We start from the raw sequence: 14,564 nt of genomic DNA, 5'->3' as shown, positions 1-14,564 counted from the left end.
TCAGCGCGCATGCGGGATTTTAGCTGGCGCAGTTTCAACGCGATATTGCAGTATGGCTTCTTCACACGGTCAAAGGCTCCTCAGGAAATCGACGAGCGCCTTGTTGACTGCCTCGGGGGCTTCCTGTTGCAACCAATGCCCCGCGCCGGGAATGACTTCAGCAGCGCGCAGTTGGGGAACTAGGGCCGGCATGGCCGCGATGATCTGGTCCATGCCGGGAATCGCCAGGCCCGTATCCCTTTCCCCTACGAGATAAAGCGCAGGCACATCCACCGTCTTTCCCTCAAAGGCCCCCTGCAGCGCCCAATTGCGGTCCAGATTCCGGTAATAGTTGAGGCCGCCACGAAAACCGCTGGCGGTGTAGCTTTGGACAAAGGTCGCCAGATCCGACGGAGTAAGCCAGGCCGGCAACGTCTGGGGGACAGGCAGCGAATCGAGCAGGCCACGGCCAGCGGCTACCATGCCAAACGGATTGGGCGTGGCGGGGTCGTCACGCGGCCCGGCGTCGCCCGATGCCGCGAAGTAGATGGCGCGCAGGGTCGCGCTGATGTCGCGCTCGAACTCCTCTTCAGCCACTCCCGGCTCGTTGAAGTAATGCGTGTAAAACGCAGCGGACTCGGTTCTGGGGAAGAGGCGGCTGGGTGCAACCGGCGCTCTGCGCATCATGGGAACGCCCAGGGCGACGACGGCCCGAAAACGGTCCGGACGCAGTTGGGCTGCCTGCCATGCGATGCTGGCGCCCCAATCGCCCCCCACGATCACCGCATCATCGGCCCCCTCGCTTTCGATAAGCGCGACCAGGTCGCCGATGACATCCAATGTTGTGAACGCCGCCACATCCGCCGGACTGTCGCTGGCGCCATAACCGCGCAAATCCGGGGCCACGGCGCGGAATCCCGCACGGGCCAGGGCGGGCAGCTGATGGCGCCAGGCATAAGCGGTCTCGGGAAAGCCATGGCACAGCACGACGAGTGGACCTTCGCCCTGGGCCGTGACATTGAGCGTGATGCCGTTGACGGTCACATCGCGTGTTTCAAGGTCGATCATCGGGCAAGCTCTCAAGAAGTATCCGGTGCAGCTATAATACCGTAACATCTGTAGTTACAGTAATTGATCCCATGGCCAATGACACCCGCCTTGCCCGTCTGCTGCATGTCTTGATCCACATGCATTTGCGCGGCGGCACGACCACTTCTGGAACGCTGGCCCAGATGCTGCATACGAATGAGGTGGTGGTGCGCCGATCCATGGCGGCGCTGCGTACCGCCGGCATGGTGACCTCCACGGGCGGGCGCAACGGCGGCTGGGTACTGGCCAGGGGACTGGAAACCATCACCGCGCGCGATGTCCATGAAGCCATCACCCATGGCACGGTCTTTACCATCGGGCCAGCCGACGACAATCCTGCCTGCCCCGTGGAACGAGCCGCGAACCAATTGGTGGCGGATTCCCTGCGCGAAGGCGAGCATGCCTTGCTGCAACGCTTGGGCGCGGTATCGCTTTCCGAGCTTGCCGCGGAGATTGCCTCGCGCGAGGAAGGATGAAGCCGTAGAGTCGAATGAGCTGCGCAGGCAGAGCGTTTATCGTTGTTCTATCTACTGTTCCTTCAGCCCCAACGACTTCATCAACGGGGCGAACAATTTCTTTTCGTCCTGCACGCGCGCGGCATAGTCCGCCACACGCAGCGGTAGCGCCTCGGCGCCCGCATCGAGAAAGCGCGCCTGGATCTCCGGCCTCGCAAGCACTTTGTTGATTTCGGCGTTCATGCGATCGACCACGTCATCGCGGGTGCCAGCGGCGGCATACACGCCAAACAGGCTGTCTGCGAAAACACCGTCGATGCCGACCTCGGAAAAGGTTCGTATGTCGGGCGCCACGGCAGCGCGTTGCCGGCTTGCCACCGCAAGTACCTTCAGTTTGCCCGCTTGCACCATGGGAAAGACCGTGGCGGGTCCAAACGCGAAGTCGATCTGGCCCGCTGCCAGGTCTTGTATCGCTGGCGCCACGCCGCGATAAGGCGCATGGGTAGCCTGCATGCCAGTAGCCTGCTTGAGCAGCTCGCCGGCCAGATGCGGCGTCGTGCCGTTTCCGGCCGAACCGTAATTGAGAGGAGCGGGCTGCTTGCGCGCGTATGCCACGAACTCTTCGAGCGTATCGACGCCAAGCGAGGACCGGACAAACAGGAACAACTGGCTATTGGCCAGCAAGGCAACCGGCCGCAGGTCCCGCTGCGGATCGAACGGCATGCTGGCGAACATCAGTGGATTGACCGATTCGGTCGTCGATGGATTGAGCAGGAAGGTATGGTTGTCTCCACCGTTGCGCACAACCTCGGCGCCCGCCAAGTTGCCGCCCGCACCGCCCCGATTCTCCACGATAACGGTCTGCTTCAATGCTTCGACCAAGTGCGGCTGCACCGTGCGTGCCAGCACGTCGACCAGCCCTCCGGGCGCCAGCCCCACGACCAGGCGCACGGGCTTGACGGGCCAGGCCTGAGATGGTGTTTGCGCATGACTGCCCGTGGCCCAGCCAGTCAGCGCCAGCACCATCATGGCCAGACAACGTCTACGCAACAGCATTCGATTCTCCCTATGGGGGCTCACCCCGCGATCCCGCGTACGGTGCGTCACATGCCGCACCACGGAGAACCGCCTCGATGCCTCATGCGGCGGCGGTCCTGCGTCTGCCGCTCATTCTTCATAAAAGTTTAGGCTTAAAGAATCCCGGATTACCCTAATTTTCCAGCGGCACGGGCGGCGTATCACGCTACCTCCCACAACGCCGCTGTCACACCCAGCAACAGCAGCATCGCCGACGTAATGAACCACCGCACGGTTTTCCGGTATTCATTCTCGGCTTCATCTTCCAGACGCAAGGCGCGGTAGAGAGCAATTATCTGCAGCAGGCTGGCCAGCAACAGGGACACGCCGGGCAGCACGGACAGCGCGCTCCAATCGCCCGGCGCGTCGAAGCCCCAGTAGCGCAGGAAACCCAGCGAAAACCCCAGCAATACCGTGATGGCCGTAATCAATCCAGCCCGAAAGCCCTGGGGCAGTGGCCCCTGGCTGCGGGTCCGTACCGCGTCGTCGCCTGGCGTTTCCGGTGTCATCATTGAGATATTCCGCACTGAGTACGCTACGGCCCACCCGCTACCGGTTTATGTGGGAGCCAAACCTGAACTCCTGCCTTCACTCGAGGCCAGGTTGAATTGATTATGGCTGCTATCACAGCGTACTGGGGCTGTTTCCCTCCCCGTGTTTGCACGCCTGTCCCTTGTCGCCGTGCTTGCCGGCTGCTCGTCTAACTTCCGCCTCAATGAAGTTAGACGCCATACAGCTCCCCAATATGTAACAACCAGCCCCCTCCCCCTTGAACCCTAGAACATCATCCCTATAATTAGCACTCGACACCGGTGAGTGCTAACAAGCGTTCCCGGGCCTAACCGATCATTTCCTTCTCTTTTTTGCAACAGGAGTTCCTCATGGCCTTGCGTCCCCTGGGCGATCGCGTGATCGTCAAACGCCTCGAAAACGAGCGCAAGACTGCATCGGGCATCGTTATCCCCGACAGCGCCGCTGAAAAGCCCGACCAGGGTGAAGTCGTGGCCGTCGGCCCCGGCAAGAAGACCGAAGACGGCAAGATCCTGCCGGTCGACCTGAAGGCTGGCGACAAGGTGCTGTTCGGCAAGTACGCCGGCCAGTCCGTGAAGGTTGACGGCGAAGAGCTGCTCGTCATCCGCGAGGACGAAATCCTCGCCGTGGTCCAGTAAACCCCGCCTCAAACGAATTTTCGAAGGAAGCTAAGAAATGGCTGCCAAGCAAGTATTGTTCGGTGACGACGCCCGCGTGCGCATCGTCCGCGGCGTGAATGTTCTCGCCAACGCTGTCAAGACCACCCTGGGCCCCAAGGGTCGCAACGTCGTGCTGGAGCGCTCGTTCGGCGCCCCGACCGTGACCAAGGACGGCGTGTCCGTCGCCAAGGAAATCGAACTGAAGGACAAGTTCGAAAACATCGGCGCCCAGCTGGTCAAGGACGTTGCCTCCAAGACCTCCGACAACGCCGGTGACGGCACCACCACCGCCACCGTGCTGGCCCAGGCCATCGTCATGGAAGGCCTGAAGTACGTTGCCGCCGGTTTCAACCCGATCGACCTGAAGCGCGGCATCGACAAGGCTGTCGCCGCCGCCGTCGCTGAACTGAAGAAGCAATCCAAGCCGGTCACGACCAGCAAGGAAATCGCCCAGGTCGGCTCGATCTCCGCCAACAGCGACACCTCCATCGGCCAGATCATCGCTGACGCGATGGACAAGGTCGGCAAGGAAGGCGTCATCACCGTCGAAGACGGCAAGTCGCTGGAAAACGAGCTGGACGTCGTCGAAGGCATGCAATTCGACCGCGGCTACCTGTCGCCCTACTTCATCAACAACCCGGACAAGCAAGTTGCCGCTCTGGAAGATCCGTTTGTCCTGATTTTCGACAAGAAGATCAGCAACATCCGCGACCTGCTGCCCGTGCTGGAACAAGTTGCCAAGTCGAGCCGTCCGCTGCTGATCATCGCTGAAGACGTCGAAGGCGAAGCCCTGGCTACCCTGGTTGTGAACAACATCCGCGGCATCCTGAAGACGACCGCCGTCAAGGCTCCTGGCTTCGGCGACCGCCGCAAGGCCATGCTGGAAGACATCGCCATCCTGACGGGCGGCACGGTGATCTCCGAAGAAACCGGCATGTCGCTGGAAAAGGCCGGCCTGGCTGAACTGGGCCAAGCCAAGCGCATCGAAGTGGGCAAGGAAAACACGACCATCATCGACGGCGCTGGCGACAGCAAGTCGATCGAAGCTCGCGTCAAGCAAATCCGCGTCCAGATCGAAGAAGCCACGTCCGACTACGACCGTGAAAAGCTGCAAGAACGCGTGGCCAAGCTGGCCGGCGGCGTTGCCGTGATTCGCGTTGGCGCTGCCACCGAAGTCGAAATGAAGGAAAAGAAGGCTCGCGTCGAAGACGCCCTGCACGCCACCCGCGCTGCAGTGGAAGAAGGCGTTGTGGCTGGCGGCGGCGTTGCTCTGCTGCGCGCCAAGCAAGCCATCGCTGACCTGAAGGGCGACACGCCTGACCAGAACGCCGGCATCAAGCTGATCCTGCGTGCTGTGGAAGAGCCGCTGCGCACCATCGTCACCAACGCCGGCGAAGAAGCCAGCGTGGTCGTCAACACCGTGCTGAACGGCAAGGGCAACTACGGCTACAACGCCGCGACCGGCGAGTACACCGACCTGGTCGAGCAAGGCGTGCTGGATCCCACCAAGGTGACCCGCACCGCCCTGCAGAACGCCGCTTCCGTCGCCAGCCTGCTGCTGACCGCCGAAGCTGCCGTGGTCGAACTGGCCGAAGACAAGCCCGCTGCTCCGGCCATGCCCGGCGGCATGGGCGGCATGGGCGGCATGGACTTCTAAGTCCCGCCATCCTTGCAAGGCCTCCCCGGCTCCGGCCGGGGAATGCAGTATCCCGAAAAACCCCCGGTCCTTCGCCCCGGGGGTTTTTCTTTTTTCCGCAACGCGGCCTCGCCAAAGAACACGTTTGCGCACAATCTGCGGGTTTCGCCGCAGCGCATGCGTCCCTACAATGAAGGCTCCCCCAGAACGAGCCGAGTCCCATGCGTTTGCCCCCGACCCTGTTGCGCGCCCTGCGTCCGTCCGAAATCGGCGGGCTGTTGATGGACTCGGCCAAACAGTGGTCCACCCATCGCGCCTCCAGCAAGGGCGCGGCGCTGGCGCTGTACATGGTGTTTTCGCTTGCGCCCATGCTGATCCTGGTGATCGCGGTGGCGGGCGCGTTCTTCGGCGAAGACGCGGTGCGCTCGGAGTTGTTCTCACAACTGCGCGAGCTGACCGGCGAGCGCGGCGCTGAAGTCATCCAGACGGTGCTGGCCAGCGCCCATGAATCAGGCAAGGGCTGGATCGCGGCGCTGATCTCGATCTTCGTGCTGATCTTCAGCGCCACCACGGCCTTCGCGGAACTGAAGGCCAGCCTGGACGAACTGTGGGAAGTCTCCGCCAACCAGAAAGGCGGGCTGCACGGCATGGTCCGCAGCCGCATGCTGTCGTTCGGCCTGGTGCTGGTGCTGGCGCTATTCCTCTTGATATCGCTGACGGTGAACGCCGCGCTCGGAGCCGCACGGGGTTATTACGGCGATCTCTGGACGGCTTCGTCCTTCGCCCTGGTGGCGGAGTGGATTTCCAGCCTGTTTTCCTTCTCCATCGTGGTGGCGCTGTTCGCGGTCATCTACAAGCTGCTGCCGAGCGCGAAGATCTCGTGGCCGGACGTGATCCCGGGCGCCATCGTGACCGCGGCGCTGTTCCTGGTGGGCAAGTGGGGCATCGGCGTCTATCTCAGCCGGGGCGCGGCGGTGTCGGCCTACGGCGCGGCGGGGTCGCTGATCGCGCTGCTGCTGTGGATCTACTATTCGGCGCAGATCTTCTTCTTCGGTGCGGTGTTCACGCGCCAGTTCGCGCTGCGCTTCGGCAGGAAGAGCGCGCCCGCGTCGGACTCGGCGCCTGCAGCGGACGCCTGAATCAGACGCGCTCAGGCATCGTCCTGCTGCTCCAGCCCCGCCATCAGGCGCAGGCATTTCAGGAACACGGGCCGCAAATCCTCAGGGATGGGGGCCAGGACCTCCGCCTCCACCGCGGCATCCTGCGGCAGGATGCGCGCCAACAGGGCTATGCCCTCTTCCGTGATCTCGAGCGCATAGGCGCGCCCATCCTGGGCTGAGCGCTTGCGGCGCACATAGCCCTTCTTGGTCATGCGCGCGATCATTTCAGCGAAGGAATTGCGGTCCAGCGCGATCAGTTCGGCGATGCGGTTCTGGGTCGCGCCCGGATTCTGATAGACGGTGATAAGCAACGCCTTCTGGCGCGGGGTCAGGTCTTCGTCGGGAAAGGCCTGGGCGAACAGGGCTTCGGCCCGGAAATGGGCCCGGCGCAGCAGATGGGATGCGACCTGGGTCAGGTCGAACGCCTGCAGGGCCTGGGGTGCGGCCTGCTTGGCACGGGCGGGTCTGGCGTTGGCGGTCATCGGGCTTCCAAGGAATACGCCTGGCGATTGTAGGCGCAGGCGTGCGCAAAGTCGGAGATGGCGAGGAAACCTTGCGCTTCTCCGGATCCGCCAATATAGTACGTATACGTATTTATTTTGCATCCAGACCGAGCCCTGCACATGACGATCCGACAATTGCGCAACTACATCGACGGCCGCTTCGAAGACGGCGCGTCCACCTTCGACAAGCACAGCCCGGTGGACGGGCACCTGGTCGCCCAGGTCCACGAAGCCAACCGCGACCAGATCGACCGCGCGGTGGCGGCGGCGCACCGAGCCCTGCCCGCCTGGGCGGGGCTGTCGGTGGCCGAGCGCACCGATCATCTGCTGGCCCTGGCCGACGGCATCACGCGGCGCTTCGACGACTTCCTGCAGGCCGAGATCGGCGACACCGGCAAACCGGTGGGCTGGGCCGGCAAGATCGACATTCCGCGCGGAGCCGCCAATTTCCGCGCCTTCGCGGAACTGGCGCGCACGCTGGACATGGAAAGCTACATGACGGATACGCCCGATGGCCGCCAGGCGCTGAACTACGCCTACCGCAAGCCGCTGGGCGTGGTGGGCGTGATTTCGCCCTGGAACCTGCCGCTCCTGTTGCTGACCTGGAAGGTGGCGCCGGCGCTGGCATTCGGCAATACGGTGATCATGAAGCCGTCCGAAGTCACGCCCTCCACGGCCACGCTGCTGGCCGAGGTCGCGCATGAGGCCGGACTGCCTGCCGGCGTGCTGAACCTGGCGCATGGCTTCGGACCTGGCTCGGCGGGCGAATTCATGACCACCCATCCGGACATCGACGGCATCACCTTCACGGGCGAGTCGGCCACGGGCGCGGCCATCATGCGAGCCGTGGCGCCGGGCGTGAAGCCGGTGTCGTTCGAGCTGGGCGGCAAGAACGCGGCGCTGGTGTTCGCCGATGCCGACTTCGATGCGGCCGTGGATGGCGTGACGCAATCGGTGTTCGCCAATTGCGGGCAGGTCTGCCTGTGCACCGAGCGCGTCTATGTCGAGCGCCCGATTTACGAACGCTTCGTCGCGGCGCTGGCCGCTCGCGCCGACGCCTTGCGCATCGGCTGGCCCATGGATCCCGCCACCGAGATGGGACCGCTGGTGTCGCGCGAGCATCGCGAGAAGGTGCTGTCGTACTTCGCCCTGGCGCGAGAGGAAGGCGCGACGGTGGTGTCCGGCGGCGGCGTGCCGATATTCGGCGATGCGCGCGACGAAGGCGCCTACGTGCAGCCCACGATCTGGACCGGCCTGCCCGAGACCGCCCGCTGCATCAAGGAGGAAGTCTTCGGCCCGGTCTGCCACGTGGCGCCCTTCGACACCGAAGAAGAAGCCATCAGACTGGCCAACGACACGCGCTACGGCCTGGCTGCGGCCGTCTGGACGCAGAACCTCACGCGCGGCCACCGCGTGGCGCAGGCCATGAAGGTCGGCCTGGCCTGGGTCAATTGCTGGTTCCTGCGCGACCTGCGCACACCGTTCGGCGGCAGCGGCCTTTCGGGCATCGGCCGTGAAGGCGGACGCCATTCGCTGCATTTCTATACCGAACCCACCAATGTCTGCATTAAGCTCTGACCACCCCACGCAAAGGAAGACGCGATGAACCAACCCCAGCCCGGCGTCAGCGCCACCGTCGTCGCCGGCAAGGCCACGCCCCGCGGCAAGTATCCGCACATCAAGCGCGCCGGCGATTTCCTGTATGTCTCCGGCACCAGCTCCCGCTTGCCCGACAACCGCATCGCGGGCGCCGAGGTCGACGCCATGGGCACCGCCACGCTGGACATCCGGGTGCAGACGCGCGCCGTCATCGAGAACATTCGCGACATCCTGGCCACGGCCGATGCGACGCTGGCCGACGTGGTCGAGATCAGCACCTTCCTCGTCAACATGAATGATTTCGGCGGCTACAACCAGGTGTACGGCGAGTACTTCGACTCCGACGGTCCGGCCCGTACCACCGTCGCCGTGCATCAGCTGCCGCACCCGCAGCTGCTGATCGAGATCAAGGCGGTCGCCTACAAGCCGCAAGTGCGCTAGCGGCGCATGTCGGACTTCCGCATCACGCCCAACGCGCTCAGCCGCAAGCTGAAGCTGCACCAATTGCAGGTGTTCGAGCGCGTGCTGGCATGCCGTTCGCTGTCGCGCGCCGCCAGCGAGCTGCATCTGACCCAGCCCACCGTCACCAAGGCCATCCACGAACTGGAGTCCTTCTTCGGCGCGTCGTTGTTCGACCGTTCCAACCGCGGCGTGACGCCGACGGAGCTGGCCGTGGTGCTGGGCCGCCGGGTCCAGGCCATGATGGCCGAGATCCGCTACATGGCCGACGACATCGACGCGGTGCTGGGCGGGGCCAGCGGCCATGTGGTGGTGGGTACGCTCATCGCTGCGTCGGCCAAGCTGCTGCCCGAGGCGATTGCGCGCCTGATGACCGCGCACCCCGGCATCCAGGTCAGCGTGCGCGAAGGGCCGACCTCCCAGTTGCTGCCGGCGCTGGCCACGGGCGACCTGGACATCGTGGTGGGCCGCCTGCCCGGCGCCGACATGGCATCGATCTCCGGCGTGGCGGTGGACCATCACAAGCTGTACCGCGAGGAGCTGTGCCTGGTGGCGCGCGCCGCCCATCCCCTGGCCGGCGCGCCGTCCGCACCGCTGGCCGCGCTGACCGATCACATCTGGATCCTGCCCGCCGCCAGCTCGCCGCTGCGCGCTTCGATCGAGCGCAGCTTCCTGGACGCCGGCCTGCGCCTGCCGGCCCGGCATGTCGAATCTCTATCGCTCCTGACCAATATCGGCGTGCTCATGCACAGCGACGCGCTGGCGCTGCTGCCTTACGACGCAGCAGCGCCATTCCTGGCCACGGGCATGCTCGCGCGCCTGCCCACCGACGCCTTCGGCGCATTCGGCGACGTGGGCTACTCGGTGCGCGCGGACCGCCCGCTGACGCCGGCCTGCCAGCGCCTGGTGGACCATCTGAAGCAGATCGCGGCGCAGCGCGCTGAAGCCGTCGGTTGACAGACAGGTCAGGGTTATCCCGCCATAGACAAGCCGCATACCCGGCGGCGTAATTTCTATTGTGCAGGCCCGCAAGGTCCCGCCTAGACTGCGGGCTATGGGGCAGCCCCGGTCCGCCCCCAGACTTCCGGAGATCCGCATGCCTGCCTATGGCCCGCCGTTGAACTTCCAGCGCTGGATAGACGACCACGCGCACCTGCTCAAGCCACCGGTCGGCAACCAGCAGATCTGGCAGGACGCCGACTTCATCGTCACCGTGGTCGGCGGCCCGAACCACCGCACCGACTACCACGACGACCCGCTGGAAGAGTTCTTCTACCAATTGCGCGGCAACGCCTGGCTGTCGCTGTGGGTGGACGGCAAGCCCGAGCGCGTGGATCTGAAGGAAGGCGATATTTTCCTTCTGCCGCCGCACGTGCGGCATTCGCCGCAACGACCCGAGACCGACAGCGCCTGCCTGGTCATCGAACGCCAGCGCCCTGAAGGCCTGCTGGACGGCTTCGAATGGTATTGCCCGCAATGCCGCAGCCTGGTGCACCGCGTGGAGGTACAGCTCAAGAGCATCGTGACCGACCTGCCGCCGCTGTTCCAGGCCTTTTATTCCAGCACCGAGAAACGCACCTGTCCCAGCTGCGGCGAGATCCATCCGGGCAAGGGGCATGCGCCCTCCGCGCAGGCGGCCCCGGCCTAGGGGCGTTTCCTTTTGCCCAATCTTGCGCCACACCGCCACGCGCCCGACCGACTTCTTTTCCTTTGCACATGACCCAGAAAATCGACATGCACGCGCACTTCTTCCCGCCGATCACCCGGCAGGAAGCGGCGGCGCTGGACCCCGTCAACGCGCCCTGGCTGCGGCTGGACGGCGACGGTTCGAGCGGCCAGATCATGGCGGGTGACCGCCCGTTCCGCCCGGTGGACGCCACCTTGTGGGCCCCGGCCCTGCGCCTGGAACAGATGGACCGCAACGGCGTAGACCTGCAGATCCTCTGCGCGACGCCCATCATGTTCGGCTACTCCTATCCGGCCCGGGCCGCCGCCGACTGGGCGGCGCGCATGAACGACCTGGCGCTGGAACACTGCGCCCATGCGCCAGCGCGCCTGAAGGCGCTGGCGCAGGTGCCGCTGCAGGATCTGGAGCTGGCCTGCAAGGAAGCGTCGCGCGCCCGCGCCGCCGGCCACCTGGGTGTGCAGATCGGCAACCACGTCGGCCCGCGCGACCTGGACGACGAGACCCTGGTGCAGTTCCTGATCCACTGCGCCAACGATCACATCCCGGTGCTGGTGCATCCCTGGGACATGATGACCGACGGCCGCATGAAGAAATGGATGTTGCCGTGGCTGGTCTCCATGCCCGCTGAAACCCAGCTGGGCATCCTGTCGCTGATCCTGTCCGGCGCGTTCGAGCGCATCCCGCGCAGCCTGAAGCTCTGTTTCGCGCACGGCGGCGGCAGCTTCGCCTTCCTGCTGGGCCGCGTGGACAATGCCTGGCGCCATCGCGACATCATCCGCCAGGACTGTCCGCAGCTGCCCTCTTCGTACACCGACCGCTTCTACACCGACAGCGCGGTGTTCGACCCGCGCGCGCTGCGCCTGCTGATCGACGTAATGGGCGAAGACCGGGTGCTGCTGGGTTCCGACTACCCCTATCCCCTGGGCGAACAGGAAGTGGGCAAGCTGGTGACCCACGCTGGCCTGCTGCCGGACGTGCAGCAGAAGATTCTGAGCCGCAACACGATGGAGTTCTTCGGCCTGGTCCGCTGACGCTTCCTGCGTAGCGGGACGGCTGCGCTCAGGCCTGGCCGTCCAGCGGTGTGAACGGCGGCAGCGCAAGCCCCAACCTGGCGCTCCATTCGGCCATTTCGGCCTTCAAGGCCGGCGGCACCGGAATCCCCGCGGCCTGGCGCTGCGCCTGCGAGGCCAGTTCGGGATCGCCCGGCATGCATGGCGAACCGGGCTGCGCCACCAGTTCGGCCGCCATGCCCGCCACCACGGCGGCCAACGTCGCGCCGCCCGCGAACCGGGCGGGATCGATGACGATGAAGAACGCCCCGAGTTCGCGTGGACGATCCAGCTGCTCGTACATGGGACCGATGTGCGGTCCATGGGGATTGCCGTTGAGCGGCCCGCACAAGAGTTCGACCATCATCGCCAGGCCGTAGCCCTTGTGGCCGTAGTCGCCGCCCAAGGGCGTCAAGGCGCGGACACGCCGCGCGTCGGTCACGCTACGTCCCTCGGCGTCCAGCGCCACGCCTCCGGGCAGTTCTGCGCCGTCGCGGCGCGCGTTCATGACGCGATTCCATGGGATTGAGGTCGTCGCCATGTCCAGGCACAGCGGCTCGCCATCCTGTCTGGGGAAAGCGCAGGAAATGGGGTTGGTGCCGAAATACGGTTGCCGGCCGCCGAACGGCGCGGCAATGGAATCGGAATGCGTGTAGGCCATGCCGATCAGCCCTTGCCGAGCGGCCGCGCGCGTGTACAGGCCGATGGCTCCGCAATGCGAAGAGTCGCTGACGCCGACGGCGCCCACGCCCGCCTCGCGCGCCAGCGCCATGGCCGTCTCGTTGGCCCGGTGCGCCACCACGATGCCATGGCCCCTGCCGCCATGCACCTGCGCACAAGCCGCCCCGCTCTGCTCGATACGGATTTGTGGCCGCGCCAGGATGGAGCCATGGACGACCCGGTTCAGGTAGTGCGGCAGCCGCGCGATGCCATGCGAGTCAATGCCCCACAGGCTGGTCTGCGCCAGGCTGGACGCCAGGCAGTGGCCGTCGTCTTCATTGAAATCCAGGACCCGCAAGCACGCTTCGCCCCATTCCTGCCAATGCGCCGCGCCCACGCCTTCCGACCTTGCCATGCTGCGCTCCTTATGGATGCTGGCGGCGCGCCGCCAGCGGTCAAGCGGCCGGCACGGGCTGCGCCGAGTCTTCCCTCGCCGCGTCCTGCTCCAGGGCCTCCAGCGCGCCCAGCACGCCCAGCGTGCGCAGGCGTTCCAGCTGCAGGGCCAGCGCCTCGACAAAAGCGGGCTTGCTGCCCAGATCGCCGAACACAGGCCGGAATCCCGCCATCACAGTGGCTCGCCGATGCGCTGCCTGGGAAGGGGCCGAAGCCGTTGCGGCCACCTCGGCGCGCGCCAGCAGTTTGGCAAGCGCGCTGGCCAGCGGATCCTGGATGGCATAAGTGTTGCCCAGCTCGTCGTATCCGCGCAGGTAATGCAGCCAGGCGGCTACGGACATGGCCAGCCGGCTGAAATCGTCGCCCCGTTGCTTGCGGTCGCGGATGGCGGCCAGCAGGCGCTGCGGCACCTTCTGCGAACCATCCATCGCGACCTGCCGGGTGAGGTGAGGCAGCGCCGGATTGGACACGCGCGCCAGGAAGCGCTGGCGATACTCATCCAGCCCTGATCCCGGAACGCCGCGCAGCGTGGGCGCAAGCTCCAGCCGCATCATGTCGTCGACATAGCGGCGCAGCGCCGGCGTCGCGGCGGCTTCGCTATTGGTGCGCAGACCCAGCATCGAGCCCAGGTACGCGAACGCGGAATGCGGCGCGTTGACCATGCGCAGCTTCAGGCGTTCGTATGGCGCCGCGTTGCGCACGAAGTTCGCGCCGGCCGCGTCCCAGGCAGGCCTGCCGGCCGCGAACTTGTCCTCGATGACCCAGTTGAGGAAGGGTTCACCCACCACCGGCCAGGCGTCCTCGAATCCCAGGCGCTTTGCCACGCGCGCGCGGTCTTCGTCCTGCGTGCCCGGCACGATGCGGTCCACCATGGAATTCGGAAAAGTGCAGTTGTTGTCTATCCATGCGGTCAGGCCCACGTCGACCCGCAAGGCGAAGGCCAGCACCAGGCTGCGCAGCGTGTCACCGTTGGCGTGCAGGTTGTCGCAGGACAGCAGCGTGACGGGGGGCAAGCTGCGTTCGCGCCGCAGCGCCAGGCCGTACACCAGGATGCCGATGGTGCTGCGCGGCCTGACCGGATGCGCAAGGTCGTGCACGATGTCCGGGTCATCCCAGCGCAGGTGGCCGGTGGACGGTTCGTGGCTGTAGCCCTTCTCGGTGACGGTCAGGCTGACGATGCGCGTCTGGGCGGACGCGATGCGCTCCAGCACCGCCTGGGGATCTTCCTCGGCCACCACGACCCGCAACACCGACCCGACCACCCGCAACTGTTCCCGCAACTGCCCATCCGGGCCGGCGTCGCGCAGCGCCAGGGCGTACAGGCCGTCTTGCGGCGTCAGCGCGTCGCGCGTGGCGGGGCTGCGCAGCGAAACGCCCACGATGCCCCAACTCAGGTCCCCGCTGGCGGCCATGGCCAAGTCCGTCACCACCGCCTGGTGGGCGCGGTGGAAAGCGCCTATGCCCAGATGCACGATGCCGGGCGTGACCCGGCTGCGGTCATAGGCGGGAGATTCCACGTCCTCGGGCAGATGCGCCAGGGACTCCGAATTCAAACGTTCGAGCATGGA

The 14,564-nt window shown here is 65.5% G+C and carries 15 protein-coding genes; 9 read left to right on the top strand and 6 right to left on the bottom strand.

Features of this window, described 5'->3' with window-relative positions; translation table 11 throughout:
- Positions 1 to 69: 69 nt before the first annotated feature.
- Positions 70 to 1,047 (bottom strand): alpha/beta fold hydrolase, encoded by a 978-nt coding sequence (locus DXK93_RS29800; RefSeq protein ID WP_119452010.1) that lies wholly within the window; start codon positions 1,045 to 1,047, stop codon positions 70 to 72.
- Between the two features lie 71 nt (positions 1,048 to 1,118).
- Here DXK93_RS29800 and DXK93_RS29795 point away from each other — a divergent pair, with 71 nt between their 5' ends.
- Positions 1,119 to 1,544, top strand: a complete 426-nt coding sequence (locus DXK93_RS29795; protein WP_119452009.1) for an Rrf2 family transcriptional regulator — start codon at positions 1,119 to 1,121, stop codon at positions 1,542 to 1,544.
- 51 nt (positions 1,545 to 1,595) lie between these two features.
- Here DXK93_RS29795 and DXK93_RS29790 read toward each other — a convergent pair whose 3' ends face one another.
- Positions 1,596 to 2,579, bottom strand: coding sequence for a tripartite tricarboxylate transporter substrate binding protein (locus DXK93_RS29790; RefSeq protein WP_119452008.1), 984 nt, complete (start codon positions 2,577 to 2,579; stop codon positions 1,596 to 1,598).
- 182 nt (positions 2,580 to 2,761) lie between these two features.
- The gene (locus tag DXK93_RS29785) at positions 2,762 to 3,112 is read right to left on the bottom strand and encodes a hypothetical protein (protein WP_119452007.1); all 351 of its coding nucleotides are present in this window, start codon (positions 3,110 to 3,112) and stop codon (positions 2,762 to 2,764) included.
- A gap of 369 nt (positions 3,113 to 3,481) precedes the next feature.
- Here DXK93_RS29785 and groES point away from each other — a divergent pair, with 369 nt between their 5' ends.
- The 3 genes from groES (at position 3,482) to DXK93_RS29770 (ending at position 6,565) form a co-directional block, all read left to right on the top strand.
- Positions 3,482 to 3,769, top strand: a complete 288-nt coding sequence (gene groES, locus DXK93_RS29780; RefSeq protein ID WP_006221616.1) for a co-chaperone GroES — start codon at positions 3,482 to 3,484, stop codon at positions 3,767 to 3,769.
- A 37-nt stretch (positions 3,770 to 3,806) separates the two neighbouring features.
- Positions 3,807 to 5,447 (top strand): chaperonin GroEL, encoded by a 1,641-nt coding sequence (groL, locus tag DXK93_RS29775; protein ID WP_054451905.1) that lies wholly within the window; start codon positions 3,807 to 3,809, stop codon positions 5,445 to 5,447.
- 200 nt (positions 5,448 to 5,647) lie between these two features.
- Entirely contained in the window at positions 5,648 to 6,565 is a 918-nt protein-coding gene (locus tag DXK93_RS29770; RefSeq protein WP_054451906.1) for a YihY/virulence factor BrkB family protein, read from the top strand.
- Positions 6,566 to 6,576: 11 nt separating this feature from the next.
- Here the strand turns inward: DXK93_RS29770 and DXK93_RS29765 are convergent, their stop codons facing one another.
- Entirely contained in the window at positions 6,577 to 7,068 is a 492-nt protein-coding gene (locus DXK93_RS29765) for a MarR family winged helix-turn-helix transcriptional regulator (RefSeq protein ID WP_119452006.1), read from the bottom strand.
- A gap of 141 nt (positions 7,069 to 7,209) precedes the next feature.
- Here DXK93_RS29765 and DXK93_RS29760 point away from each other — a divergent pair, with 141 nt between their 5' ends.
- From DXK93_RS29760 to DXK93_RS29740, 5 genes are all read left to right on the top strand, one after another.
- The gene (locus DXK93_RS29760; RefSeq protein ID WP_119452005.1) at positions 7,210 to 8,667 is read left to right on the top strand and encodes a 2-hydroxymuconic semialdehyde dehydrogenase; all 1,458 of its coding nucleotides are present in this window, start codon (positions 7,210 to 7,212) and stop codon (positions 8,665 to 8,667) included.
- 24 nt (positions 8,668 to 8,691) lie between these two features.
- Positions 8,692 to 9,129, top strand: coding sequence for a RidA family protein (locus tag DXK93_RS29755; protein ID WP_119452004.1), 438 nt, complete (start codon positions 8,692 to 8,694; stop codon positions 9,127 to 9,129).
- Positions 9,130 to 9,135: 6 nt separating this feature from the next.
- Positions 9,136 to 10,104, top strand: coding sequence for a LysR substrate-binding domain-containing protein (locus DXK93_RS29750; RefSeq protein ID WP_054451910.1), 969 nt, complete (start codon positions 9,136 to 9,138; stop codon positions 10,102 to 10,104).
- Positions 10,105 to 10,243: 139 nt separating this feature from the next.
- A complete protein-coding gene (locus tag DXK93_RS29745; protein WP_119452003.1) occupies positions 10,244 to 10,795 on the top strand; it encodes a 3-hydroxyanthranilate 3,4-dioxygenase in 552 nt (183 codons plus the stop codon).
- 68 nt (positions 10,796 to 10,863) lie between these two features.
- On the top strand, positions 10,864 to 11,865 hold the full coding sequence (locus DXK93_RS29740) for an amidohydrolase family protein (RefSeq protein WP_119452002.1): 1,002 nt from the start codon (positions 10,864 to 10,866) through the stop codon (positions 11,863 to 11,865).
- A 28-nt stretch (positions 11,866 to 11,893) separates the two neighbouring features.
- Here the strand turns inward: DXK93_RS29740 and DXK93_RS29735 are convergent, their stop codons facing one another.
- Entirely contained in the window at positions 11,894 to 12,958 is a 1,065-nt protein-coding gene (locus DXK93_RS29735; RefSeq protein WP_119452001.1) for an Ldh family oxidoreductase, read from the bottom strand.
- Positions 12,959 to 12,998: 40 nt separating this feature from the next.
- Positions 12,999 to 14,561, bottom strand: coding sequence for a mannitol dehydrogenase family protein (locus DXK93_RS29730; protein ID WP_119452000.1), 1,563 nt, complete (start codon positions 14,559 to 14,561; stop codon positions 12,999 to 13,001).
- Positions 14,562 to 14,564 lie beyond the last annotated feature (3 nt).

This window comes from Achromobacter sp. K91, from assembly GCF_003576205.1.
GTDB lineage: Bacteria > Pseudomonadota > Gammaproteobacteria > Burkholderiales > Burkholderiaceae_B > Achromobacter > Achromobacter aegrifaciens.
Note: the sequence above shows the minus strand (reverse complement) of the source record. Positions and strands in the feature narration are given on the sequence as shown.

Coding starts and splice junctions, on each gene's coding strand:
- DXK93_RS29800 (WP_119452010.1), bottom strand. CDS start 1,047: ATGATCGACCTTGAAACACGCGATGTGACCGTCAACGGCATCACGCTC.
- DXK93_RS29795 (WP_119452009.1), top strand. CDS start 1,119: ATGGCCAATGACACCCGCCTTGCCCGTCTGCTGCATGTCTTGATCCAC.
- DXK93_RS29790 (WP_119452008.1), bottom strand. CDS start 2,579: ATGCTGTTGCGTAGACGTTGTCTGGCCATGATGGTGCTGGCGCTGACT.
- DXK93_RS29785 (WP_119452007.1), bottom strand. CDS start 3,112: ATGATGACACCGGAAACGCCAGGCGACGACGCGGTACGGACCCGCAGC.
- groES (WP_006221616.1), top strand. CDS start 3,482: ATGGCCTTGCGTCCCCTGGGCGATCGCGTGATCGTCAAACGCCTCGAA.
- groL (WP_054451905.1), top strand. CDS start 3,807: ATGGCTGCCAAGCAAGTATTGTTCGGTGACGACGCCCGCGTGCGCATC.
- DXK93_RS29770 (WP_054451906.1), top strand. CDS start 5,648: ATGCGTTTGCCCCCGACCCTGTTGCGCGCCCTGCGTCCGTCCGAAATC.
- DXK93_RS29765 (WP_119452006.1), bottom strand. CDS start 7,068: ATGACCGCCAACGCCAGACCCGCCCGTGCCAAGCAGGCCGCACCCCAG.
- DXK93_RS29760 (WP_119452005.1), top strand. CDS start 7,210: ATGACGATCCGACAATTGCGCAACTACATCGACGGCCGCTTCGAAGAC.
- DXK93_RS29755 (WP_119452004.1), top strand. CDS start 8,692: ATGAACCAACCCCAGCCCGGCGTCAGCGCCACCGTCGTCGCCGGCAAG.
- DXK93_RS29750 (WP_054451910.1), top strand. CDS start 9,136: ATGTCGGACTTCCGCATCACGCCCAACGCGCTCAGCCGCAAGCTGAAG.
- DXK93_RS29745 (WP_119452003.1), top strand. CDS start 10,244: ATGCCTGCCTATGGCCCGCCGTTGAACTTCCAGCGCTGGATAGACGAC.
- DXK93_RS29740 (WP_119452002.1), top strand. CDS start 10,864: ATGACCCAGAAAATCGACATGCACGCGCACTTCTTCCCGCCGATCACC.
- DXK93_RS29735 (WP_119452001.1), bottom strand. CDS start 12,958: ATGGCAAGGTCGGAAGGCGTGGGCGCGGCGCATTGGCAGGAATGGGGC.
- DXK93_RS29730 (WP_119452000.1), bottom strand. CDS start 14,561: ATGCTCGAACGTTTGAATTCGGAGTCCCTGGCGCATCTGCCCGAGGAC.